At 49.6% G+C, this 23342-nt stretch carries 19 protein-coding genes; 7 read left to right on the forward strand and 12 right to left on the reverse strand.

Features of this window, described 5'->3' with window-relative positions:
* Nucleotides 1-146: 146 nt before the first annotated feature.
* Genes NWE93_06750 through NWE93_06760 form a run of 3 tightly spaced genes read right to left on the reverse strand, consistent with a single transcriptional unit; the run spans nt 147 to nt 5165 of the window.
* Nucleotides 147-599, reverse strand: a complete 453-nt coding sequence (locus NWE93_06750) for a response regulator (protein MCW3999919.1) — start codon at nt 597-599, stop codon at nt 147-149.
* Nucleotides 551-4792, reverse strand: a complete 4242-nt coding sequence (locus tag NWE93_06755; GenBank protein ID MCW3999920.1) for a PAS domain S-box protein — start codon at nt 4790-4792, stop codon at nt 551-553. Before NWE93_06755 ends, NWE93_06750 begins: the two co-directional genes overlap by 49 nt.
* Nucleotides 4761-5165, reverse strand: coding sequence for a hypothetical protein (locus tag NWE93_06760; protein MCW3999921.1), 405 nt, complete (start codon nt 5163-5165; stop codon nt 4761-4763). Before NWE93_06760 ends, NWE93_06755 begins: the two co-directional genes overlap by 32 nt.
* Nucleotides 5166-5579: 414 nt before the next feature.
* On the opposite strand from NWE93_06760, the gene NWE93_06765 reads away from it, so the two are divergent.
* Entirely contained in the window at nt 5580-6320 is a 741-nt protein-coding gene (locus NWE93_06765; protein ID MCW3999922.1) for a hypothetical protein, read from the forward strand.
* A gap of 139 nt (nt 6321-6459) precedes the next feature.
* On the opposite strand, the gene NWE93_06770 is transcribed toward NWE93_06765, so the two are convergent.
* From NWE93_06770 to NWE93_06805, 8 genes are all read right to left on the reverse strand, one after another.
* Complete coding sequence (locus tag NWE93_06770) at nt 6460-8877, reverse strand: AAA family ATPase (protein ID MCW3999923.1); 2418 nt, start codon at nt 8875-8877, stop codon at nt 6460-6462.
* An 87-nt stretch (nt 8878-8964) separates the two neighbouring features.
* A complete protein-coding gene (locus tag NWE93_06775; GenBank protein MCW3999924.1) occupies nt 8965-9507 on the reverse strand; it encodes a hypothetical protein in 543 nt (180 codons plus the stop codon).
* Nucleotides 9504-10184: a diphthine--ammonia ligase gene (locus tag NWE93_06780; GenBank protein ID MCW3999925.1), complete on the reverse strand. Its 681-nt coding sequence runs from the start codon at nt 10182-10184 to the stop codon at nt 9504-9506. The genes NWE93_06775 and NWE93_06780 overlap by 4 nt, the downstream gene beginning before the upstream one ends.
* A gap of 138 nt (nt 10185-10322) precedes the next feature.
* Complete coding sequence (locus NWE93_06785) at nt 10323-11429, reverse strand: hypothetical protein (GenBank protein MCW3999926.1); 1107 nt, start codon at nt 11427-11429, stop codon at nt 10323-10325.
* Nucleotides 11430-11527: 98 nt separating this feature from the next.
* On the reverse strand, nt 11528-12532 hold the full coding sequence (locus NWE93_06790; protein ID MCW3999927.1) for a GNAT family N-acetyltransferase: 1005 nt from the start codon (nt 12530-12532) through the stop codon (nt 11528-11530).
* 181 nt (nt 12533-12713) lie between these two features.
* Complete coding sequence (locus NWE93_06795) at nt 12714-14540, reverse strand: ribosome biogenesis/translation initiation ATPase RLI (protein MCW3999928.1); 1827 nt, start codon at nt 14538-14540, stop codon at nt 12714-12716.
* 133 nt (nt 14541-14673) lie between these two features.
* A complete protein-coding gene (locus tag NWE93_06800; GenBank protein ID MCW3999929.1) occupies nt 14674-15093 on the reverse strand; it encodes a hypothetical protein in 420 nt (139 codons plus the stop codon).
* Between the two features lie 19 nt (nt 15094-15112).
* On the reverse strand, nt 15113-15322 hold the full coding sequence (locus tag NWE93_06805; GenBank protein ID MCW3999930.1) for a hypothetical protein: 210 nt from the start codon (nt 15320-15322) through the stop codon (nt 15113-15115).
* Between the two features lie 436 nt (nt 15323-15758).
* On the opposite strand from NWE93_06805, the gene NWE93_06810 reads away from it, so the two are divergent.
* The 6 genes from NWE93_06810 to NWE93_06835 all read left to right on the forward strand — a co-directional run bounded on the left by NWE93_06810 (nt 15759) and on the right by NWE93_06835 (nt 22985).
* Nucleotides 15759-16325 carry a hypothetical protein gene (locus tag NWE93_06810; protein ID MCW3999931.1) on the forward strand — a complete coding sequence of 189 codons (567 nt, stop codon included), beginning with the start codon at nt 15759-15761 and terminating at the stop codon, nt 16323-16325.
* Nucleotides 16326-16662: 337 nt separating this feature from the next.
* The gene (locus tag NWE93_06815; protein ID MCW3999932.1) at nt 16663-17820 is read left to right on the forward strand and encodes a DEAD/DEAH box helicase; all 1158 of its coding nucleotides are present in this window, start codon (nt 16663-16665) and stop codon (nt 17818-17820) included.
* A 57-nt stretch (nt 17821-17877) separates the two neighbouring features.
* Nucleotides 17878-18804, forward strand: a complete 927-nt coding sequence (locus NWE93_06820; protein MCW3999933.1) for a hypothetical protein — start codon at nt 17878-17880, stop codon at nt 18802-18804.
* A complete protein-coding gene (locus tag NWE93_06825) occupies nt 18788-19234 on the forward strand; it encodes a hypothetical protein (protein ID MCW3999934.1) in 447 nt (148 codons plus the stop codon). Before NWE93_06820 ends, NWE93_06825 begins: the two co-directional genes overlap by 17 nt.
* Nucleotides 19235-19324: 90 nt before the next feature.
* Nucleotides 19325-22216, forward strand: coding sequence for a DEAD/DEAH box helicase (locus tag NWE93_06830; protein ID MCW3999935.1), 2892 nt, complete (start codon nt 19325-19327; stop codon nt 22214-22216).
* A gap of 49 nt (nt 22217-22265) precedes the next feature.
* Nucleotides 22266-22985, forward strand: a complete 720-nt coding sequence (locus NWE93_06835) for an HAD family hydrolase (GenBank protein ID MCW3999936.1) — start codon at nt 22266-22268, stop codon at nt 22983-22985.
* Here the strand turns inward: NWE93_06835 and NWE93_06840 are convergent.
* Nucleotides 22942-23295, reverse strand: coding sequence for a winged helix-turn-helix domain-containing protein (locus tag NWE93_06840; GenBank protein ID MCW3999937.1), 354 nt, complete (start codon nt 23293-23295; stop codon nt 22942-22944). The two genes, NWE93_06835 and NWE93_06840, sit on opposite strands and share 44 nt — an antisense overlap.
* Between the last annotated feature and the right edge of the window lie 47 nt (nt 23296-23342).

Raw genomic sequence — 23342 nt, forward strand, 5'->3', positions numbered from 1 at the left:
CCTGTTTTCTAGGATTTGAGCGTAACGGCAAGATATTAATTTTATGCGTACAAAAACCAAATTCCTAAGTAAGCCAATTTCAGCGGCGCTCAGGCTAAAGGTTCTGAAATAGAATGTAAAGGGAGGGAGATGAGGGGTTGGCCGCTTTAGAGCTCTTTTGTGGAGAGTTCCTTCACGCGGCTCTCGATGAACTCGGCGACTTTCTGTTCGCTGAATTTGCGTTCGTTCTCCTGTGCAAAGAGCTGCTGCTTGACGGTGTTTAGCAGTTTCTCCACATCCACTGGCTTTAGCAGGTATGCGTCAGCATTCTTGTTCAGGGCAGCAATGGCGTTTTGCATCGACGGATAGCCAGTGACCATGATTTTGCGGGTTCGGGGAACGCCGTCCTTTAGCATCTTAAGCAAATCCACGCCCTCCATATCTGGCAGCCTAATGTCTAAAAGTGCAACATTGTATGCGGTTTCACGGGTTTTCTCGATGGCTTCTTTGCCGCTGGCGGCTAAATCGACTATGTAGCCTTCATCTTGCAGGATAGCTTTCATGGTGCTTCTTATGGTTTCGTCGTCGTCGACAACGAGGATTCGGGGATGTTTATCCATACGTTCTCACCTCCACTTTCAAGTTTAGGTCTAAGGGGTAATGTTATCGTAAAAGTTGTTCCATGATCCTTAATGGTACTCACCGCGATTGTGCCTCCATGCGCCTCCACGACTCGTTTACATATCGCTAACCCAAAGCCCATACCCTGCGCTTTGGTGGTGAACAACGGAGAGAAAAGCCGCGGCAAAATTTCGTCGCTGACGCCGCAGCCTGTATCGTGGAAAGATATCTCCAAGCCCCCTTTGACTTGACGGCTGTCGACGGTGACTTCGCCGCCGTTGGGCATGGCATCAACCGCGTTCTTCACTAAGTTTATGATGACACGTTTCATTTTATCAGGATCCACGATTATACAGGGGCTTTCAGAGAGCTTGTTTTTAACTGTGACTCTTTGCGGTATTTCCATCATTGCAAGGGCGTCAGATAGCAGCTTCTTAGGCGACTCCTCCTCGAGGTATAAGTGAATTTCACGTGAATAATCCAGAAGGTCGCTGACGATTTTATTGGAGTAATTAACGCATTTATCGATGTTTTCCAGCATTTCCTGCGCTTGCTTTGGATCCACTGCGGTGCCTTTCTTTTTGAGGAAGTACGCGGAGTTCTTAATACCTGTTAATGGGTTGCGTAAATCATGCCCAATCATGCCGGCTAATTCGCCTATGGCAGCTAACCGCTCTGATTTAACCAGTTCAGCCTGAGCCCGTTTCAGCTGCTCGGTTCGCTTCTGAACAATCTCCTCTAGCCGCTGTGAATACTCAGCTAGCTTGTTCTGGAGCTGCTTTCGCTCATTGATGTCTATAGCAATCTCTAATGCAGAAATAACGTTGCCTTCTTTGTCCTTGATTGGAGTGCTGATGAGTTCAAGCCAGAGGTCTTTTCCAGCGCTTGTTTTTCTGAGGTAGTCTCTTCTAACTATGGATTCATCGTTTTCAAAGATTTTTCTAACACCACAGCCCTCACAGATGCCTTTGGAGCCCTGACCAAAGCTTTCATAGCAGGGCTTATCTAGGAGGTTATCGCTGTGAGCCGCCTGTTTTGCCCGCTGGTTTGTCCAGATGACCTCATAATTACGGTTGACAATAAACAGCACCATGTTCGTGCTCGATGTTACGCTTTCAAGCAGGTCCCGTTCCTGCCTTAGGGCTTCCTCCATCGCCATTGACTCGGTTATATCGCGGATAGTCGACAGCAAGCAGTTTTTGTCCTTAAGCTTCACGGACACCACGGAGAGGTCAATAGGGAAGGAACTGCCGTCTTTTCTTTGTGCCGTTAAACCTGACTGTCGCTGTGAGGTGGGCTTGAAAATTAGTTCTTCGAGGAGGCGTTGATGCTTTTTGTGGGCGCGGGGTGGAATAACTAGGTCGGCTAGTTTTTTGCCCAATGTCTCCTCTGCTGAGTAACCGAAGGCTCTCTCAGCGGCGGGGTTCCAATAAATCACCTTATCGTCCAGGTCACTTAGGATAATGGCGTCCATCGCAGAGGTGCTTATGGCGCGGAAGCGTTCTTCACTTTCCGTTAATGCTCTATCAGCCTGTTTACGTTCGGTAATATCAGATATCACTGCCAACACGCCAATAACCTGTTTGTGGTCATCAGTTAAAGTTGACAGAGACATGGTTGTCTCTACGGTTTGCCCATCCTTGGTGGGGAACGCAATTTCAAATTGGCCCTTCCTCCCAGCCATTCGGTATTCTTGTATAGCGTCCTTAACGGTTTCCACTTTGTCGCTGCCAAGAAAATCAAAAAACGGCTTACCAACCATCTCGCTTTCCATGTAACCAAGCATCTGCGCCATACGTGGATTAACAAAGAAGGTGACAAAATCGTTATCTACTGCCCAGATGCCTTCGTGTGCAAGCTCCACTAACTGACGGTATCGGGCTTCACTCACCATCAATGCAGTCTGGACTTTGCGTATTTCAGTGATATCATGGAATATCGCGTGAAGATATTTTTTGCCAGCAGCTTGCAAAACACGAGTTGTCACTATTACGTTTCTTATTTCACCGCTTTTTGTTAGGTGCTGGGTTTCGAATTCTCCGCCGCCGCTTTCAACCATCTGCCAAATGTGGGCCTTAACCTCTTGGGGTGACTCGTGGGCTTCTATTTCGAAAATCCGTATCTTCTCGAACTCCTCCCGCGTGTAACCTAACTGCTGATGTGCTACATCGTTGAATTCTATACAAGTCGTTGCCTCAGGGTCAATAACCAGAACCCCCAAAGGCGACTGATTGAATAATGAATGGTATCGCTGCTCGGCATCCCGTAATTTCTGGTCAGAGAGTTTGCGAGAAGTAACATCTTTAACGACGCCTACAGCGTTCCATTTTCCATTTATGTTAAGTGGAGAAACAGCTAACTCCGCGGGGAATTCGGTTCCGTCTTTTCGGCGACCAGTCACCTCAACTTTTCCAACAGTGAAGTACCCCATACCTGTTTCGCGGAATGTGTTCATGCTCTGCCCAATGCGGTCTATTCCTTCCTTGCAAACAGAGTCGGGGATAACTAGCTGGTGGATACCTCTGCCTATGGCTTCTTTGCTTGTGTAGCCAAAGGTTTTTTCTGCGGCGGGATTCCAGTAAATAACTTTTGAATCATCATTGATTAAAATTAATGCATCCTTCACGCAGTTGGCTATTCCGTAGAATTTTTCTTCGCTGCTGCGCAATGCATCATGCATCCGGTTAATCCCTGTCACATCGTGACATGTTGCCAGTATAATGTCTCTGCCGGGCAACTCTATTTTTCGTTGGTTAACTAGGATATTTATTGTTTCACCGTTTTTTGTTCGATGCTTCGTAAGAAACTCAACCGAGCCCTCGTTTAGAACCTTTTTAATTACCTGTTCAATCCCGGCAGATGACTCTAAGGCCTCGAAGTCTGATATGTCGAGTTTGCTGAATTCTTCTCGGGTATATCCTAACTGCCGATGTGCAACATCATTAAATTCTATGATTCTGGTGGTTTCGGGGTCTATAACAAGGACACCTAAGGGGGTCTGCTCGAAGAGGGCATGATAGAGGTTTTTGGCTTCATCAATTTGTTTTTCCATCTGCTTTCTTCGGGTAATGGGAACAGCCACTTCTAGGGCAGCAAAAATCTTACCGTTCTTGTCCCTTACCGGGCTGGCGGTTACTTGTAGAGTAAATGCGTTGCCTTCCTTATCGAAGCCCGAGACTTCATGAGAAAATAGGTTTTCGCCTTCGTCGAAGATTTTTTTAAGCGAGCAGTCGCTACATACAGCCTGTTTGCCCAGTCGAGTAAAGCACTTTTTACCTTGGATGCTGCCGCCGAAGATTTGTTTCATGGGGTGGTTTGTCCAGAAAATCCGGTAGTCAGGAGTAATCAGGCTTAATCCGACGCCGGTGTTTTCGGTTACAGCTTCAAGCATCTCATGCTGCTGGCGCCAAGCATACTCGTAGTCCTTGCGTTCACTTATGTCCCGAACAACTGCTACCGCTAAATCTTCGTTTCCCAGGGTAATTTGTGAGATTGTGACTTCAGCGGGGAATTCTTCGCCGTTTTTCCGCTGCACAGGGAACTCTATGGCTTTCTTGATTATGTTTTGGTCTTTGAGGAATTCTTCGGTGTATTTGTCCAATAAACCAAAGGCGTGAGAAGGAACAATTGTTTCTCTAAGGGCTTTTCCGAGAACTTCGTTTGCTTTATACCCAAAGAGTCTTTGGGCTGAAGCGTTCCAATACCGTATCTTTTCCTGCTGATCAAACAGTATAATGCCGTCGAGTGTGCTATCGCTGATGGTTTTGAATTGCAACTCGCTTTTGTTAAGGTTGTGCTCGAGTTCTTCTCTCCGCTGAACCCTCTCGGTGACATCTCGAAAAACAACAACGTCGAGCACTAGATCGCCAAGTTCGCAGCGTTTGGCATTTACCTCCAGCAGACTTACCGTGCCCTGTTTACTTTTCAATTTAACTTCGTATAGCGGAATTCGCTCGCCCATGAATCGTTTTTTCAAATTTTCATTGAATAGCAAAGCTTGGGATATATCGAAAAAATCAAAAAGGCGGCTGCCTATGAGTTCTTCAACTTTTACTCCCGTGTATTTTTCTGTGGCTTGGTTAGCATACCAGATTACGCCGTTGTTATCAAGCACCACGGCGGGGTCAGCTATGAAACTAATCAGCTCGCTGAATAAGCCGTCAGGTTTCTTGTTCAGGTTTTTCTCCCTCACCAATTAACACCTCTACATCTCCGGTAGCGCCATGATCCTCGACACTTATCCTGACGAGTTTGACGTATTTTTCAAACGTTAAGTTGGGAACCAGCCAACTGGGCCCAACCCATCTGTAGTTACATTGAACTTGTTCATTGAGGTACTTCATGATTAGCAGTTCAAGTTGCCTTGCGGCGCTCCCAAAAATTTGATCTAGAGCATCTGAGAAGTCGCCTGTTCGATCAGGGATGTCCTGTTTTGGAAGGGCAAATTTGGCTTCAAGATTGAAGTAGATGGAGAACTGCACTTCTTTTCCTAAACTTGCCAGAGCCTTGTCTATGGCGTTTAAGAGCACTTCTGCAAATTTCTGGTCTGCTTTCTTCTTAGCCAAACAGTTCATCCCAAACAAACTATGTGCAGTGTTCCGTAGCTGTTTTAGTATATACGTTAAAGCTACGGAATGTAAGTAAAGGGTTATGAATCCACAATCCATATTGGCAGGCTACTGCCAGCTGCTTTGGCTTTTTGCTATCTGGTTTTGCAGTGTCTTAACCGTTTAGCTATCGTAGGCTTAGTAAGTGGTCAAAAATCAAGCTAACCATGGATAAATCGCTATCTCTTTTTTCTTCCCCTTTTTTGTTTGAATTACCTGTGTCCACGGTTTTTGTCAGCGCTGAGGGTTAGCCTCAAACTGCAGGGGCCTGCTGGAGCGTTCTTTGGCTTAACGCAAGCAAGCAAAAGTTAAAATCACAACATTTCCATAACTTATCCACGCTTAACTTGCATTTTATAAGCTGGGCTTTTTTTGGCTGAACTAAAATTGGTGCTGATAACCAGTATTCTATGTATCCTCTTAGGGGTCGGTGTCATAGTGGGCGCCGCCATCGCTTATCCTTTATTGAGTTCGCCGATTGACAATTTGGAGGCGACGGTTTCGTCGACTTTAACGAAAGCGGACAGTGCGCTTCAAAGGGCGCAGACTGCCTTAACCTCAACCCGAGCGACTTTGGTTTCTTTGACTAGGGTTACAAACCTTAGTTTGCCCTCTTTGAACCGAAGCGGCCAGTTAACAGGCGCCATCGCCGACAACTTGACCTCTATCGGTTCAACAGTGACTAGCGTGGGGCAGACTCTGGGCGGCATCTCTGTTGCAGGCACAAGCCCCTTTGGCGCAGTCGGATCAACCGTGAGCTCGATTGGGGAACCGATAACAACCGCGGCGAACCAGCTTCAAAGCGTGTCTTTAAGCATAACATCGATTGGGCAGCAGACCGCAGAGGTTCCCAACACATTAAACACCGCAGCTACTCAGCTGGGCAGCGTCAACAGCGCGCTTGGCGATCTGCGGGTGAATATTGAGGAAACCCAAAATTCCCTGCCTTCCTACTTTAGCCTGATACGCCTTGTCCTTGTGCTGGCGATTTTAGGCGCCATGGGGTTAGGCGCAATTTTCCTTTTAATCGGCATATCACTGTTTATGCTTAGACGCAAAACCAACCAGCAAACCCTAACGCTATATCGGTATTACAGCAAATACCCCCTCTAAGCATCTGTTGCTCTGCCACATCTACCCCCCCTCTATTTATAGGCACATAGCTGGGGCGTCTGCTGCTCCACCAACCTCCATCCCCCTTATAAATAGGCTGAACTTGCAGGTTATTGGCTGCCCAGGGAAATCGAGAGTGTTACTCGTCTGGTTTTCTGGGCCTTAACTCACCAGTCGGGTACTCCTTGAGTTTATCCGCCATCTCCCTCAGCTGCTTATCCACCAAAAAGTTCACGGTGCCCTCCTCGTAGGTGCCGTCCGCCCGCCTCTGCCCTGCCCTAGCGCCGGTGAGCACCTCGATGCCCTCGTCGATGGAGCCCACCGAGTAGAGGTTAAAGTGCCCCGCCCTAACCGCATCAAGCACCTCCTCTTTAAGCATCAGGTTCTGCACGTTGCTCTGCGGAATCATCACGCCCTGCTCGCCTGTTAAGCCCCGCATTTTGCAGACTTCAAAGAACCCCTCGATTTTCTCGTTGACGCCTCCGATGGCTTGCACATCGCCCTTCTGGTTAACTGAGCCTGTGACGGCGATGTTCTGCTTAATCGGCAACCCCGACAACGAGCTGAGGATGCTGTAGAGCTCGGTGCTTGAGGCGCTGTCGCCCTCCACGCCCTCGTAGTTCTGCTCAAACACCAATCTGGCGCTGAGGCTAAGGGGTTTGTCGCGGGCGTATTTGTCGTTGATGTAGCCGCTGAGGATAAGTACACCCTTGGTGTGTATGGGGCCGCCCATTTTTGATTCACGCTCTATGTCGATGACGCCTTCGCGGCCCAAGCCGATGCTGACGGTTACGCGGGAGGGCATGCCAAAGGCGAAGTCGCCTAGACCCATAACGGATAAACCGTTAACTTGCCCCACCTTTTCCTCGGCGGTGTCGATGAGGAAGAAGCCGCGGCTGACCATTTCTTGAAGTTTCTCCTGGATGAGTTTGCTGCGGTAAATTTTTTCCTCTATGGCTTTGCGGACATGCTCGGCGGTTATCACCTCGAAGTTATCTTGGGCGGCATAGTAGTTGCTTTCTCTGATGACGTCGGCGATAAGCGAGAACTGAGTGGAGAGTTTGTATTGGTCTTCGATGATGCGGGAACTGTACTCGATAAGCTTAGCGAGTGCACCGCCGTTAAGGTGCCTAAGGCCTTCCCGCTCACATAAAGCACAGACAAACGCCCCATACTGCTCCACGTTTTGGTCTGTACGTGCCATGCTGGTGTCGAATTCAGCTTTAACCTTGAAGAGTTCGCGGAAGTCGGTGTCGAGGCTAAACATCATCTGGTAGATATTGGGGTCGCCGATAAGGATGACTTTGGCGGAGAGCGGGATAGGTTTGGGCTTGAGGGTTTTAACGCTTAAAAAGCCATAGCGTTCCTCAGGCTCCTCGATTGCCATTTTGCCATCACGCAGGTCCCGCTTGAGGCCATCGTAGCTGAAGGGGTTACGCAGCAGGTCCTCGACGGGTATTATGAGGTAGCCGCCGTTGGCTTTATGGATGGCTCCGCCGCGGATCATGCTGAAATCAGTCGTCAATGCCCCGAACTGTGCTTCCTTCTCGGTTCTGCCCAGAAGGTTATGGTAGGTGGGGTTAGTCTCCATGACAACCGGTGCACCCGTTGCTTCCGAGTTATCGATAACCACGTTAACCTCGTATTTCTTATAGGGCTCCTCCTTCATCCATGGCATCGCGAATGGAAGCTGCTGCTGAGCCTCGCCGCCGCGGCGCGCAAAGGATTGAAGGTTATCTAAAATGTCGCTTTCGACTGCTTTGAGGTAAACGGTGACTTCGCTGTTGGCTTGGTACTTCTCAAGTAGACTCTGCACTTGGCTGCCGATGGCGTAGAGCGCGACTTCCTTGTTGAGTCTTTTAAGGGTATCCTGCATTTGGCGTTCCATATCGATAAGTTGCCTCATGGTAGAGCGGAATTCCCCCTCGAGTTTCTCGCGTTTCAAGTTTAATTTATCCTTCATGTCTTGGGGAAGCGCCAGCATTTCCTCTTCAGTGAGGGGTTTGCCATCTAAAACGGGAATAAGCAGCAGCCCCACGGGCGTGGTTTGAATAACAAAGCCCTCGCTTTGAGCCTTCGCGTTTATCAACTCGATTAGGGCTTTGCGTTTAGTCTCTAAATCCCTCAGCTTAGAGTCCCGCCGAGCCACATAATCCTCGCTTTCAAAAGCTTTAGGCAACGCACTTTTCACGTTTTCGATAAAGTTCTTCATGTCCCCGCGGAACTCTTTCCCCCTGCCCGGCGGCAACTCGATGGCTTTGGGTTCATAGGGGTTGCCGAAGTTGTTGACGTAGCACCAGTCTGAGGGCACAGGCAGAGTTTTCGCTTGGGCCTCCACGAAGCTTTTCACCGCGGTTTTTCTTCCAGTCCCCGGGTACCCCGCGACGTACATGTTAAAGCCGTGGTCTTTGATGCCTAAACCGAATTTCAGCGCCCGCACCGCGCGTTCTTGCCCTATGATTTCGCTTAAGGGCGTAAGGTCCTTTGTGGATTCACATCGCAAAAAATTATCGTCACAAACATTACGGAGTTTCTCAACTGGCAGCTTGGTTATCAAAACAAATCCTCCTAAAACTACACTAAAAGAAGACGCCTTAGCCTTTTAACTCTTTTTGCCAAGCTCCAGCACGCCACAGAAGCGGCGTCAGAGGGTGAGGAAGCGCTGGAGGACTGTGGGGTTGCGCACTTCAGGGTGAAACAGCACGCCATAGAGGGTTTTTTGGCGGTGCTTTATGGCTTGTATGCAGTGGTCTGATTCGGCAAGCACATCAAAACTATCGGATGCTGTAGCGGTGAGGCTGTGGAGCGTGTAGGCTTGAAAAACCCCGCTGAACAACAGGTTAGGCCGGGTGGTTTTGATTTCGGTCATGCCGATTCCTAGGCACCGCTGCAGGGGCACGCCATAGATGAGGCTGATTATTTGCATTCCCGCGCAGATGCCCAATATGGGTTTATCACAGGTTTTTATCCAGCTAAAGCAGTCCAGATGCGCCTGAGCTTCAAAATCCTTAAGTGTTGTCCCCGAGAGGATGATGCGGCTGTAGCTTCCCAGCTCCTCGGCGTCTACCTCCAAGAAATGCTTTACGACGCAGCCCTCAAATGACTCAACCACCGACACGATTGGCGCCACAAACTCGGTTTTTGCCAGCGAATCAGGCTTCCAATTCAGGTCGACGACCAGAATCATTTCGAAGCCAACCTCGCCTGCTTTATGATGAAAACGCCGCTGTTGCCTTTGGCTTCTGTGGTGAAGTCTGTAATTTGGATTTTCTGCCTAAACATTGGCGCATCGAGCACTGTGGTTTCGATTTCGCCGCCTTCCCCCGAGGGGCTGATGCCATATTTCCCCTGCAACTCAACTAGCCGCGCAATCATTTCGCTGTCAAGCTGCCTGCCCAGCCATGCCTCATCGAGGGGATAAGCAAAGACACCTGAGATGATAACTTGATATTTCTGTTCCAAAAGAGCGTCAAGCAGGGCCTGCTGATTATGTTTCCAGAGGGGATTAAATTGCCAGAGGTCCAAACGGTTGCAGATACGCTGCACACGCGACGCCTGATACACCGACTCCACGGCGCCAGTCACCACACCCTCGATGCCAAACCGCGCCTTAGCCTCTGCGATTGCCGATTCTAAATCCGCCAGTTCCTCCTCCTTGACGCCCGCCGTTTCCACCCGCAGCAACGGCAGCCCCAGCGCCTCCGCCTGAAGCTTGGTTACGTCGATGTTGGGGGTGTGGAACATGTAGCTTTCCCGGTTTTTGGAGGCTAACGTGATGAGGCACGCTACAGTTTCCTTCTGCGAGGCCAATTGCAGGGCATAGGTTGAGTCTTTGCCGCCTGAAAACAGCACACCCAGCTTCATGGGTACGGTTAACGTGGAAACTTGCTTATATAGGGTAGACCCAGAATTTTCCTATTACTGACTGAGCAGGCAGCTTGCTGCAGTTTTACCTTATCAGAACAGCATATTAGACTGCCCTGACGTGCCATTGAATTTGAGCTACTTGCCTTTATTGAAGAATGACAGGTCAGTTTCCAGGGTCTGCTTCCATCTTGCGTAGTCGTTAACTTGGACGAGGTGCGCGTTGTCGGTGCAGTAGTTGCATGTTTCGCAGTCTTTTGTGGTGCAGAAGGATTTTGCCACAAAAAACCGTTTAGTGAAGGCTCCAAGGTCCCTGTTCTGTAGAGTAATCATCTTGGCGTAGTTTAGGGCTTCAGCCTCCGGCGGCACGGAGAAGCTCCTGAATAGCTCCCAGAGGTTTCCATCGTAGGTTCCCTGATTGTAAACATCCACTACACGTATGAAATCGGGTTTAGTGGTTTCTCTTCCGGCTATTTTGAAGACTTCGATGCCTGCGTCCACGTAGTGATGCAGGTCCTCTGGCCTAATCCAGCCCATCTTTAAAACTTCCGCGGGGTTCTCCAGCTTAGTTAAGCTGCATCTGGAAACATAGTAGTCGCCTGGCTTGAATTTTTTACCTCCCAACGCATGAGAGTTAAAAGAGTAATGGTACTCCCTAAAGGGGCAATCAATCAAGCAGAGCCCGTTAACGATAGTTCCGAATTCAACGCCCAACTCCTTACCCTGCGCCGTCAGCTTCTCTAACCGCGCCATCTTGCGGTTCATGCTTTCAGGAATCATAATTCGGTCGATGTTTCCGGCGGCAAGAAAAGCCTTCAGCCGTGTGTAGGAATCCACGTTGGATATTACTGACACAGTCACTTTTACATCGGGAAAATTGTCTTTAAGCAACAGCATAACCGATGGAAGAACAGCGGTGAAGCGTTTGATGCCTATTGAGTACAGTTTATGGATGAACCCCAGAATTTCTTTTTTGCCTTTATCGGTGAACTCCATGTTTGATATGCAATTGAAGTTTAGCGTATAATTGAAGGTGATGCCGTTGCTGTTGCAAGCTTCAACATATTTTTGTAAGTCACCAAACTTGGTTTGACGCAGAACCGAGCTGGTTCGTCCTGAACCAAAAATCGAGGGATTCAAAGAGCCGTAAACGTCTTTGACGGGTATTTCCCATTTTTGGTTTCTTGCGGCAAATTTCTCGATGGTGGATGGTTGAAAGTCAGCAGGTACTGAAAAACTCGGCAAAAGACACTCCTCTAAGTAACTGAACTTATATTCTGACTATTAAACGTTTTTTTGTTAATCTGATAAGCGTTTAACCGGTGGTTTCAAAAGAAATCAGCTTACATGCCCATTTTTATGGGCATCTCGTAGATGTCATACACTATGGCGCTTGCACCGAAGCTTTCCTTATGATTAACTAAGCCTTCATTGAGGAAACGTCCATTGTTAAGAGTGGATATCCCAAAATCGAAATACCGATGCTTCACATAGTAGCAGTTTACCAGATAATCGATGATTGCGTCCTGCGCGCCCAAAGCCCTTCCCGCATCCAAGTTTGCAGCGTACTGTCCATGTGCAACGTTTGGGGTCTCATATATCAGGCAGCCCGCCAGCATTTTATCTGCCTGGTAAGCGCCGAATAGCTTGATGTTTTCGGGGAAACGATTAGCCAGCAGCATCATCTCAGAGGAGGTGTGAACCGGCTTTGAACCGTGCCGTCCATTCACAACCTGCTCAACCATCCCCATGAACCCGCCGAAATCAAAGCTTTGCCTAACCGTTACACCGTGATTTTTGGCTTTAGTGACCGATTCGCGCCTTTTCTTATGGAACCTTTTTTTCTCCGAAAGAAAAATGCATGAGGACAAGTTTCTGCCAATCAAATTTGCGTGGTACTTAAAGAGGGCATAGAGGTCTTCCTCGGCGGGGGCGCTATGGTAGATCGGGGGGATGGCTTTGTAAATGACCTTTTTGACGCCTATGCTTTGGCAGTGATTCTGCAGTTCCTCAAAGATACCGTGCATCAACGGCGCATCCATGTCGTAGCCTGAGATGACGCCGCCATACGTTAAGCCAGCATGGCTATACAGCGTGTCCCCCTCTATGTTGGCAGGCATCAAAGCCACCAATTCGTCTCCACGATAAAACATCAAAGAGTGATCCTGAAATCGGTCACTGTGATAATCCATGTAGTTGCGCAGCAAAAGAAAGGTTCCATTTTTTGATGCTGACACAAAACTATCCCAAACCTTCCAATGCGTCGGGTCATACATCGAAGCGTAAACGCTACCCTGAGGCTGACTTTCAGAGAGGATTTCAAGAACAGTCAAGGTTTTTTCCTGCATAGTGAAACGCATCCTTCCACATTGTGGGGAAGCGGCGACAAACAAGCCCAGGTTAAACTTGGATACATAAAAACCTGTGCAGCGCTTGCGTAAATAACTATCGGGAATCAAATATATTAATTTGCCCTAGAAGAAAAGCCTCGCTGCGAGCCCGAAAAACAGCAACCCCGGCTTTCCAATGCTACTTCTTCTTTTTGGGTGACTTCTCTTTTTCCTCATCTTTCTCCTTTACGATTTTGGTATAGTAGTATTCGCCTATGCCTTTTTGGAACTCGTCCATCTGGCTGCCTTCCTTGTTGACGCGGGGGCGGAAAGTCACAGAGTCACGGCGGAAGGTAATGTCCATTTCTTTGAGAAAAGTGTTCATGCCGCCGCGTAGGGTAGTCGGCGGATGCGCTATGCCTGATTCGCCAGGTTGACCATTAAAAACCATAAGGCGATCCGCGATGAAGTCCTGCGTCACCACGTCATGCTCAACCACAAACGCTGGTATACCATGGGCTTCCACCACGCGCCGCAGAACCTTAGCTACGTTTAAGCGTTCCTCAACATCAAGGTAAGCGCTGGGCTCGTCGAGCAGGAACAAGTCACATTTGCGGCTAAGGCACGCTGCGATGGCGATGCGCTGTAGTTCTCCGCCGGACAGTTCCATGACGTTGCGGTCTGAAAGCTGCAGCAGCCGAAGGGGGTTGGCTATTTCCGTCTTGTACCAGCTGGAGGTGAAATTCTCTTTTGCAACATCCATCAGAAGCTCCTGCACGGTGCCAGAGTAATCCGGTGCGATGTACTGAGGCTTGTAGCTAACGGTTAACTTGCCCAGCTGACGTTTGTCGTCGGTTTCCTCTATGCCCGCGAGGATTTTAACGAAGGTGGTTTTGCCGATGCCGTTGGGGCCCAGGATACCGATGATTTCGCCGGTTTTGATTTCGCCGGGTTCAATGGTTAGTTTAAAACCTGCAAACGTCTTCTCCAGCCTGTCCCATTTGAGAAGCGGCGCACCAATGTTTTCTCCTGCGGTAGGCGGTTTCTCGTGGAAAACGATGCTTTCTTTGCGGAACATGATGTTCTCGTCGGGTATGTAGCCCTGCAAGTAAATGTTGATGCCTGTGCGGACGCCATGGGTGTGGCTGACGACGCCGTAGACGCTTGGTTCCCCATAAAAGACGCAGATTTGATCCGACAGGTAATCAATGATGGCTAAGTCGTGCTCGGCAACGATGATGGTTTTCTGCTCTTCCTTGAGGCTGCGAATCGCCCGCGCAACCACCAAACGCTGCTTCACGTCCAAATAGCTGCTGGGTTCATCGAAGAGGTACACGTCTGCATCTCGACTAAGCGCTGCCGCAACCGCTACCCGCTGCAATTCGCCGCCGCTGAGCACATCGAGGTTGCGGTCCCAGATTTTGCGCAGCTCCAACTCGTCGGCGATGGCGTCAAGTTGCCTGCGTTCGTCTACTTTGTCTAGGAGGTCGCCGACTTTGCCTGTGACAGCTTTGGGTATTTTATCCACGTACTGGGGTTTGCTGCTGACCCTCATTTTCTTATCGTTAAGCCGCGCGAAGTAATCCTGCAAGCTACTGCCGCGGTAGTACTGGATGATTTCTGGCCAATCAGGGGGGTCATCGAACCTGCCCAAATTAGGTTTAAGCTCGCCGCTGAAAACTTTAAGAGTGGTGCTTTTTCCGATGCCGTTTTGACCCAGCAGCCCCAGCACCGTACCCGGCGAGGGCATGGGTAACCGGAAAAGTTTGAAACTGTTGGCGCTGAAGCGGTGGCTGCAGTCCTTCTCGAGTTCATCAGGTAAATTGACTATGCTGATTGCTTTGAAGGGGCATTTTTTGACGCAGATACCGCATCCGCTGCAAAGGGTTTCGGCGATGACGGCTTGGTTGCCTTCTACGCGGATAGCTTCTACTCGACTGCGCACCATTGGACAAAAGTTTACGCAGAGCTGATTACATTTTTTTACTTTGCATTTGTCGGTGTCTAATACGGCGATTCGCGTCATGAGCTAACGTCCACTACCTTGAATTGGACTAGTAAGTTATAAATCTAAAACTGCAAGGTAACCCGATTAAACGTATTCTTCGAGGCCTATTGTCTCAGGCTATACTTGTTTCTCAATCAGCTTAACCTACAAGTTATACGCCCAATTCTATGAGCTTACGCGGATTATTGATTTCAATAGCCTTCGTTCCCGTCACGGCGCTTGAAAGCTTAGGCTTCGCCCCCGAACCCACCGTAACCACCACATCGTCCTTATACGAAAGAGTCACAGTGACCCCTGCCTCAGATAACTCCTCAGCAACCCCCCGAAGCATGCTTAGGTTGCTGCGCGCCGATTTAATTTGGTCCACGGTGCCCGTTATGCTTCCGGCTAAACCCTGTTTTTTTCGGGTTCCACGTGCGGCAGCAAGAGTGTCTTTTACGAATTCTTTGTTTAGGGCGGTGATGTCAATTTTGTTGTCGGCAGCTTTGATTTCGAGAGCTGCCACGTTACCTTGGGACAGGGTGACTTTTCCGGATTTGAGCATCTCGCCTAATAATGCAGCAAGAGGCATTTTCCTGTTGCTCTGCAGTTTAAGTTGAGGGTTCCTTTGCGTAGACTATGTCTAGAACGATGGCGCCGTTGAGTTTAGCTTTGAAGAAACCCGTATCGAGGGTTAAGTCCTCGAAGCTGAGTTTTAGGTCTGATTGAGTTCCGGCGAGTTTTTCTATAACGGCCAGCATGGTTTCAGCCATGCCATGAGCCGCTTTTTCAAGGTTTTTTTCAGTTTTTGATTCTGCCATAAAACCTACCACAGAATAAAAGAAGTGCTTCTTAACCTAAAAAGTTGTTGCTTGTTAACTATTTAGGCGAAAAAAGGTCTACAGGTTCAATATAAAATCAGACGTACTGGGACTGCCTTATCAAAAGAAAGATAAGTTAAGGGGGTACTTAATTGGGCTGGTTTACCATTCTTCTTCTTCCCATTCTTCATCTTCGCCTTCTTCCCATTCTTCGTCCTCTTCGAATATCATGCGGATTTTCCACCTCCAACATAAGCCGCAATAATCTACCTACCCTCAGAAGGGTTTAAGGCTTTACATACGTCATTTGTCGTTAAAACCTCGCGGAGCCCACGGTTAGCTCGGAGATTTACCGACAGGTTTTGTACAATTTGCAGGCACCCATTCAAATGGCTTATAAAGAAAAGTAGACACCAAGAATAATAGAGGGACAAACATGAGAAAAATCCTGAAAATCATCCTGGCAGTAATCGCAGTTCTGATAATCATCGTCGCCGCTTTCGCAGCGATACTCCTCTCAGACGTAGCAGCATATACAGCAACTGGCTCACAGACCCTAAACCCGACAGGCACCTCAATGGGAACCGCTCTGGTACTCTACGACCCCGGCTTATCTGGCGCATCAACCCGCGTAGCAGAAGAAGTCGCCGCAGACCTCCAAGCTAAGGGCTTCACGGTAACTTTAGCAGGCATTAAAAGCCCCGCCGCCGCAGACACCGCAGGCTACGACGTGATAGTGGTCGGTGGCCCCGTCTACGCTGGGGCAGTCACAGCTTCAGTTAAAGACACCCTAGCCAGCATCGCCCAGACACATAACTCAGACACAATCGTGGGAGTCTACGGCAGCGGGCAAGGCGCAAGCACACCCGAGGACATAGCTCAAATCAAAGCTTCTGTTCCTGCACTCCAAAGTGGCGACCTTTCAGGCGCTGTAGTTGCGAAAATCGGCGAGGACGAAGTAGCTGCCAGAGCAACGGACTTTGTTAACCAATTGTTAAGCTAAAGTCCATTTCCCCCTTTTTTGTTCAAGCCAATTTTACTTAGAGTTAATCAAAATAGATAAATTTCTCGATTGAACCATGATGTCTCGGGATGATGTGAGGCGACGGCTTCGAGCCTTCGGGCTGTGGGAAATCGTCAATAATCGCTGACCCAACTGAGGCTTTTGCGATTTTTAAGTCTTTTTCATGGAAAAGTTCAAGGTGGTTTGCTTGAATTTTGACTAAACGTTTTTATACGCGCCAGCCTCATTTGTGGCTGTCACACTAACTCATGTATCACCAAAGCTGCCAAAGCTTTTAGAGAAATCATGAAAAAACATCTGTGGCAGAAGAACAGAAATGCAGATTCAATCGTTTAAGGACTTACCCTTAACTAGTGAAGTCCTCAGAAGCATAAATGAACTAGGGTTTGACACTCTTTTTCCGATTCAAGCTCAAGCAATAACTCCCTTACTGGAAGGCAAAGACGTCATCGGGCAAGCACAAACCGGAACAGGCAAAACTGCCGCGTTCGGCGTGCCGATGATCCAGCGTCTTGACCGCGAAGTCCGCGGTGTGCAGGGACTCGTTTTGGCTCCCACCCGTGAATTAGCAAACCAGGATGCTGAAAACATCGCTAAATTTGGGAAGTACACCAAGGCGAAGGTTTTGGCTGTTTACGGTGGAGAATCAATCAACAAGCAGATTCATGCCCTCGCCAGCGGAGTCCAAATTGTCGTTGGCACACCTGGCCGAATCATCGACCTTATGGAGCGCCGTGTATTAAATCTGGCTTCGGTGCGTTTTGTCGTTTTAGATGAAGCTGACCGCATGCTGGACATGGGCTTTATCGAAGACATAGAGTATATCCTATCTAAAACTCCCCGTGACCGACAAACAGCCCTCTTCAGCGCAACCATGGACGAAAACGTCATGCGCTTAACCCACAAGTACATGCGTAATCCAGAGAAAATCCTTGTCAGCAAAGACGAAATTGCCCTCACCCAAATGAAACAGTACTATATCGTAGTGAATAAAAGCGCAAAACTAGGCGTCCTATGCGATTTACTTCAAGATGACCGCGTCGAAAAAGCCATAATTTTCTGCAGAACCCGCCATGAAACCAGTCGCCTAGCCGACCAACTCTATAAGCATGGCTACCGAACACAGGTTCTCCACGCAGGCTTTACACAGGCACAGCGCGACCGATCAATTAATGAGTTCAAGCATGGCAGACGCAACCTGCTCGTAGCCACCGACGTCGCCGCAAGAGGTCTTGACATCCCCGATATAACTCACATATTCAACTATGATGTTCCCGAGGATCCACCGAACTATTTCCACCGCATAGGCAGAACCGCGCGTAAAGGCGAAGACGGCACCGCAATCACTCTGGTCAGCTACGCAGAAATGTGCAACTTCGATAACATCAAAGCTTTTACTAAAACCAAAATCGAAGAAATCAAAAACCAAGACGCAGCCCAAGAAGATTCGTCTCCAATTCAGAGCTTCTTTTAAGCTCTATTCTCTTTTTGACTAAACCTTAAAAGCACACAGCATCATACATGCTCGAGTATGAGCAAAGTCGTCTCCAGCATAATTCAGGGGTTCTTCTGGTTTACCAACCGGAGTTTAATCAAAAACCTCCTCGTTATCACTTTCTGTATTCTACTTGCTTTCACGCTTGCTTTCTTTCCCTACCAGTATTACGCTTCAGCAAAAAGCAACAATAACTCAGACTTTGAGGTAGGCATCCACTACGTCTACGAACAAGACGAAATAGGCCTCATATATGATCAGGTGGCACGTATTCACGACGCCGGCTTCAAAACCATTCGGATAACCCTGGAATGCACCCCCACCGATTACACTCATATCCAGAACCAGAAAACCGATCGGTTCTTCGCCGCCACCGACAACTATGGCCTCAAGGTGGCTTTGATAATTAAAAACTTGGAGTCCACCGATAAAGTGGACTATTACCTGACCCGCTGGGGAAGCCACCTCAGCTACATCCAAATATTCAATGAACCCGAATTATCGTCAACGTGGTCTTTGGGTGCCATGTTCACCGACGACGAAATCGTTTCTAAATTTAACCTGATGTACCAGACAATCCAGAATCATAACTTGCAGGCGCAGTACTACACGAACTTCGGTATAGGCTATTTGATAAGAAGTAACGTGCCCATGGAGCTTAGCGCGAAGCTGGATTTTGTGGGCTTAGACATTTTCATGGATAGCTTCTTGGTGCTGTCGCCGCACTTCGTTAAGAACCTGCATGAAATCACCGGCAAAGACGTCATAATAACAGAGTTCGGCATGTCCACAAGCAACGACCAAGCCCAATGCGACTTTCTAATCAAGGGACTAAATCTCTACAAAAACATGGGCTTGAAGGGCTGCTGGCTAGTATACTGGAACAGCGCCTTTGACAGCTACGGCATACGGGATAGACCCGCAGAGCAAGCAGTGAGGGATTGGATTGCAGAAAACACTTGAAACCCTACCGCAGAGGCTGCAGCAGCTTCATTTGGTGGAGAAGCTGCTGATTCAGGGACTGATTTTAGCAGTCACCCTAACCATAGTCCAGATGTACCTTGAAAGCCAAGAGGGCCCCTTCATGGCTTATCTGCCCCCCATAGGCTTTGCCCTCTGGTTAACTGTCGCCTTCCTAGTCCAACCCATAGCCGTCGGCGCACTCAACATCTTCCTGATAAACCTCCTCTACGGAACCAAAGGCTGGCAAGTCGGCTTCTGGCTAAACGGAGTATTTTTGGTGCTGCTCTTCATGGCACTTAACACTGTCCTGCAGACAGCGCTGGGCTGGCCGTTTATCTACGTTGCAGCGTTGGACATCGCGGTGCTTTCGCTGCCCCTCGGCTGCATGGCAAGGTTCAGTAATGGCGGCTGGAAGAAGCCCATAAATTAGAAAGTACAGAACCCCACGGTTTTCGGGTTGATTCATCTTTTTTCCACTAAAAAGTTAAAACAATCTCCTTGCGCATAGTCATTAAAGGAAATGTCAGCCCAAAACGCCTCCGCATTTGCACTTCTGGCCCAACCTGTCCAATCTGCGCTTGCAGACTTCGGGTTCATAGAGCCCACGCTGCCTCAGGCGCTCGCGTTTGCGCCCATTTTGGAGGGCAAAAACGTCTTGTTGATTGCGCCAACGGGTACAGGCAAAACCGAGGCGGTGCTGCTGCCCATCTTCTCCAAGCTTCTTGAGCACAAAAGCCCCCAGCAATGCGGCATCCAAGTCATCTACATCACGCCGCTACGCGCCCTTAACCGCGACATGCTTAAGCGCCTCAAGTACTGGAGCGGAAAACTCGACTTAACCGTCGACGTACGCCACGGCGACACCGAAATGAAAATCCGCCGCAAACAAGCCAAAACCCCACCCCAACTCTTAGTCACTACTCCTGAAACTCTCCAAGCGATTCTGCCGGGGTCACAGATGCGTCGCCACCTCAAAAACGTGGAGTTCGTGGTTATCGATGAAGTGCATGATTTAGCCGCCAGCAAACGGGGTGCACAGCTCTCGTTGGCGCTCGAGCGGCTGCGGCTGGTTACTGGACGCGAGTTTCAACGCATCGGATTATCAGCAACCATAGGCAACCCACAGGAAGTCGCCGGTTACCTCGCGGGAAGCCGCCGACCCGTCTTGTTGGTGGAGGCATCCGCGGAGAAAAGCTACCGCTACAGCGTAGAGCAGCCCCTGCCGGTGGAGGCAGATTTTGAGTTGGCGGGTAAACTGGAAAGCAGCCCCGAAGCTGCCGCCCGCATCCGCCGCATGCTTGAACTGGTGGATAGCCACCGTTCCACGCTGCTTTTTGTTAACAGCCGCACCGTCGCCGAAGTTTTGGGTTATAAACTGTCGCAGCTAGGACGCGGTGACATCGCGGTGCATCATGGCTCCATCTCCAAGGAGGAACGCATCGCCATTGAGGATGCCTTCAAGGAGGGGCAGCTTAAAGCGATTATCTGCACCAGCACCTTGGAGCTTGGCATCGATGTGGGGCAGGTGGATTTGGTGCTGCAGTATATGTCGCCGCGGCACGTCAGCAGTTTGATTCAGCGGGTGGGCAGAAGCGGACACCGATTGGGTGGGCAATCCGAGGGGGCAGTAATCACCGTTTATCCCGATGATACCTTGGAGGCGCTGGCGGCGATTAGAAACGCCAAGCGGGGCTGCATCGAAGCCGTAGCTATGCATGTGGGGGCGCTGGATGTTTTGGCGCATCAGACCGCGGGGTTGCTGATGGATTTGCAGGCGCCACTTGCTGTGGCGGATTTGCTTAGGCTCATCCGCAGAAGCCACCTCTACGGCAGCCTCCAGAAAAGCGAGCTTTTGGACCTGCTACGCTTTTTAGACAGCCTCAACCAAATAAGACTCAGCGAAGACGAAGCCACATTGACTAAAACCCGAAAAACCCGCCCCTACTACTACGAAAACCTATCCATGATACCTGACGAGCGCCGCTACCCCGTCATAAACGTAATATCTGACCGCAAAATCGGCAGCCTAGGAGACGAATTCATGGCGCTCCACGCCCGCGTCGGCTTAAGCTTCATCATGCGCGGGAAGGTTTGGAGGATAGTGCAGATTGAGGATGAAGCGGGAGTGGTGCATGTTGTGCCCTCGGAGGATCCGATGGCGTCGGTTCCCGGCTGGGACGGCGAGATTTTGCCTGTGCCCTACGAGTTGGCGCAGCAGACGGGGCAGAATCGGCAGCGAATCGCACAGGCCCTCAAGGAAACAGGCGACGCCGCGGTTGCAGCGGAGGTTTTGGCGAAAGAGTTGGGCTCGGATAAAGCCAGCATGGCGGCGGCGATTTCGGAGGTGGAGGAGCAAATTAAGCTGGGTGCGCCCTTGCCCACACAGGACCACATTGTGCTTGAAGCCTACGACCGCTACCTCATCGTGCATGCATGCTTTGGGGAACTGGTAAATAAGGCGCTGGGCGGCATTTTTGACAGCGTCCTCTCGGAGCGTGAACTCATCAGCGGATGGTGGACTGACGGCTACCGCATCCTCATCGAGGCGCCACGCAAACTCAACAAGTACGATTTGGCTGAGTTGCCCCAAACGCTTTTCGGCTTAACCGACCAAGCCGTCAACGACGCCTTCAACCGCTATTTAGAGGCAAAGTTCCCATTCGGCTACAAAATGAAGTTCGTGGCGGAACGCTTCGGGGTGCTGCCAAGGGGCAAGACAATGAGTTATCAGAGGCAAGCCGAACTTAAATCGCGCTTCGATAACACGCCCATTTACCGTGAAACCATCCGGGAAGCCCTTATGGAGAAGGTGGATTTAGAGACGGCAAAGCAAATAATGCGAGATGTGAAGGCGGGCCACATCAAAGTCACCACTTACGTCAGCTACGATAAGCCCACGCCGCTTGCATACCATATCCTCTCAAAATTCGGCGATGTATCCGAGTTGATGGCGCCTGAGAAGGTGCTGGTCAGCAATATCGACAAACTTAAAATGGCTATAGATGCCCGTGTGGTGATGCTGATGTGCATGAAATGCGGGCAGTGGACAGTGCAGCAGAAAATCAAAGATTTGCCCCCTGAGCCCGTTTGTGGCAAATGTGGGTCGGGGCTTTTGGCGCCGCTGTACCGAAGCCAAGATGTTAATCAACTGCGGGATGCTTTGACACGGAGGCGGGAGGGAAAGGAGCTTTCGCCAGAGGAACTCAAGGAGCTCAGTGTAGCCCGCCGCAAAGCCGACCTTACACTCAGCTATGGCAAGCAGGCGGTGCGTGCTTTGCAGGTGAAGGGGGTGGGCGCGGAGACGGCGTCGCGGATTCTGGGTAAGATGCACCCTGAAGAGGACAAGTTCTATATGGACCTGCTTAAAGCGAAAATCCAGTTTCTGCGCACACGGGAATTCTGGGATAAGTAGCGGGGAGAGAACAGTTTTATTACTCCTTGGAGGTTTAGCTTTGAGAGCCATGACGATTAAAGCTGTTCTCTTCGACATGTTCGATACGCTGATGCTTATACAGAAAAACCACGAATTCTACAAGCCCTCCCTTATGCGGATGTATCGGTTCCTCAGCGGATATGGCCTAGAAGTGGCCTTTGAGCGCTTTGAAGCCACCTACATAGAGGAACGTGACCGACTCTACGCTCAAGCAGACCTCAACTTGGAAGACCCCCACTTCAACGTCCGAGTCGCAGCGACCCTAAAAGCCCTCGGGTACAGCCACCTCGCCCAAGACCCCATCGTGTCGAAGGCAACCGAGGAGTTCTGCGTGGAATTCAGCAAATACGTGGTTTTAGACGAAGACGCCCTGGCAACGCTTAAGGCGCTGAGCAGCAAATACCGGCTTGGCGTCATCTCCAACTTTGCCATACCTGAATGCGTCTACAGCCTCCTTAAGCGGGGCGGCATCGACGGTTTCTTTGAGGTTATAGTGGTTTCCGGCGCAGTTAACAAACGTAAGCCCAGCCCCGAAATCTTCAAGAGCACACTTGCGATGCTGAATGTTTTGCCTTCGGAGACGGTTTTTGTAGGCGATACAATCGACGCTGACATCGAGGGCTCCAAAGCGGTGGGTATGCGCTCAGTTTACATTGAGCGGCGATTGCAGAAGCAGTCGGAGAAGTTTTGCCCTGACCAAACCATCAGGAGCCTTGCGGAGTTGCCGCGGGCGATCGAACGCTGCTGACTTTGCCGTAGCGTTTGGATTGTCCGGTTTGCCGTATGGTTGAATTGGGCTCTATGAGCCGCATGAGTTCATGGTACCGATTAAGAAATCCGGTGCCTTTTACGGTGATGATTAAGCCTTCTTTGCCGTTGATCTCGGCGGGGGTGATTAAGCCGTTGTTGAGCAGAAACACGATGTAGTCGTTGCGCTGCGAAAAGCTCAGGTTCGCCTGGTACATGATTTGTGTTTTAAGAACACCGCCTTTAGCAATGTGCAGTATGCTTGCGATTATGTTAAGTTGGTCACGTCTCTTATGCTTCAGCGCCAGCATATTTTAACACTTGAGAATTACTTTATAATATTCTATATATAATACTT

This window comes from Candidatus Bathyarchaeota archaeon (genome assembly GCA_026014735.1).
Taxonomy (GTDB): domain Archaea; phylum Thermoproteota; class Bathyarchaeia; order Bathyarchaeales; family Bathycorpusculaceae; genus Bathycorpusculum.

What these genes read in the sequence shown, in the direction of transcription:
- NWE93_06780 (MCW3999925.1), bottom strand. Translation starts at nt 10,184, where the DNA reads ATGAAGCTGGGTGTGCTGTTTTCAGGCGGCAAAGACTCAACCTATGCC.
- NWE93_06815 (MCW3999932.1), top strand. Translation starts at nt 16,663, where the DNA reads ATGCAGATTCAATCGTTTAAGGACTTACCCTTAACTAGTGAAGTCCTC.
- NWE93_06790 (MCW3999927.1), bottom strand. Translation starts at nt 12,532, where the DNA reads ATGCAGGAAAAAACCTTGACTGTTCTTGAAATCCTCTCTGAAAGTCAG.
- NWE93_06775 (MCW3999924.1), bottom strand. Translation starts at nt 9,507, where the DNA reads ATGATTCTGGTCGTCGACCTGAATTGGAAGCCTGATTCGCTGGCAAAA.
- NWE93_06800 (MCW3999929.1), bottom strand. Translation starts at nt 15,093, where the DNA reads ATGCCTCTTGCTGCATTATTAGGCGAGATGCTCAAATCCGGAAAAGTC.
- NWE93_06805 (MCW3999930.1), bottom strand. Translation starts at nt 15,322, where the DNA reads ATGGCAGAATCAAAAACTGAAAAAAACCTTGAAAAAGCGGCTCATGGC.
- NWE93_06835 (MCW3999936.1), top strand. Translation starts at nt 22,266, where the DNA reads ATGACGATTAAAGCTGTTCTCTTCGACATGTTCGATACGCTGATGCTT.
- NWE93_06750 (MCW3999919.1), bottom strand. Translation starts at nt 599, where the DNA reads ATGGATAAACATCCCCGAATCCTCGTTGTCGACGACGACGAAACCATA.
- NWE93_06810 (MCW3999931.1), top strand. Translation starts at nt 15,759, where the DNA reads ATGAGAAAAATCCTGAAAATCATCCTGGCAGTAATCGCAGTTCTGATA.
- NWE93_06830 (MCW3999935.1), top strand. Translation starts at nt 19,325, where the DNA reads ATGTCAGCCCAAAACGCCTCCGCATTTGCACTTCTGGCCCAACCTGTC.
- NWE93_06820 (MCW3999933.1), top strand. Translation starts at nt 17,878, where the DNA reads ATGAGCAAAGTCGTCTCCAGCATAATTCAGGGGTTCTTCTGGTTTACC.
- NWE93_06795 (MCW3999928.1), bottom strand. Translation starts at nt 14,540, where the DNA reads ATGACGCGAATCGCCGTATTAGACACCGACAAATGCAAAGTAAAAAAA.
- NWE93_06840 (MCW3999937.1), bottom strand. Translation starts at nt 23,295, where the DNA reads ATGCTGGCGCTGAAGCATAAGAGACGTGACCAACTTAACATAATCGCA.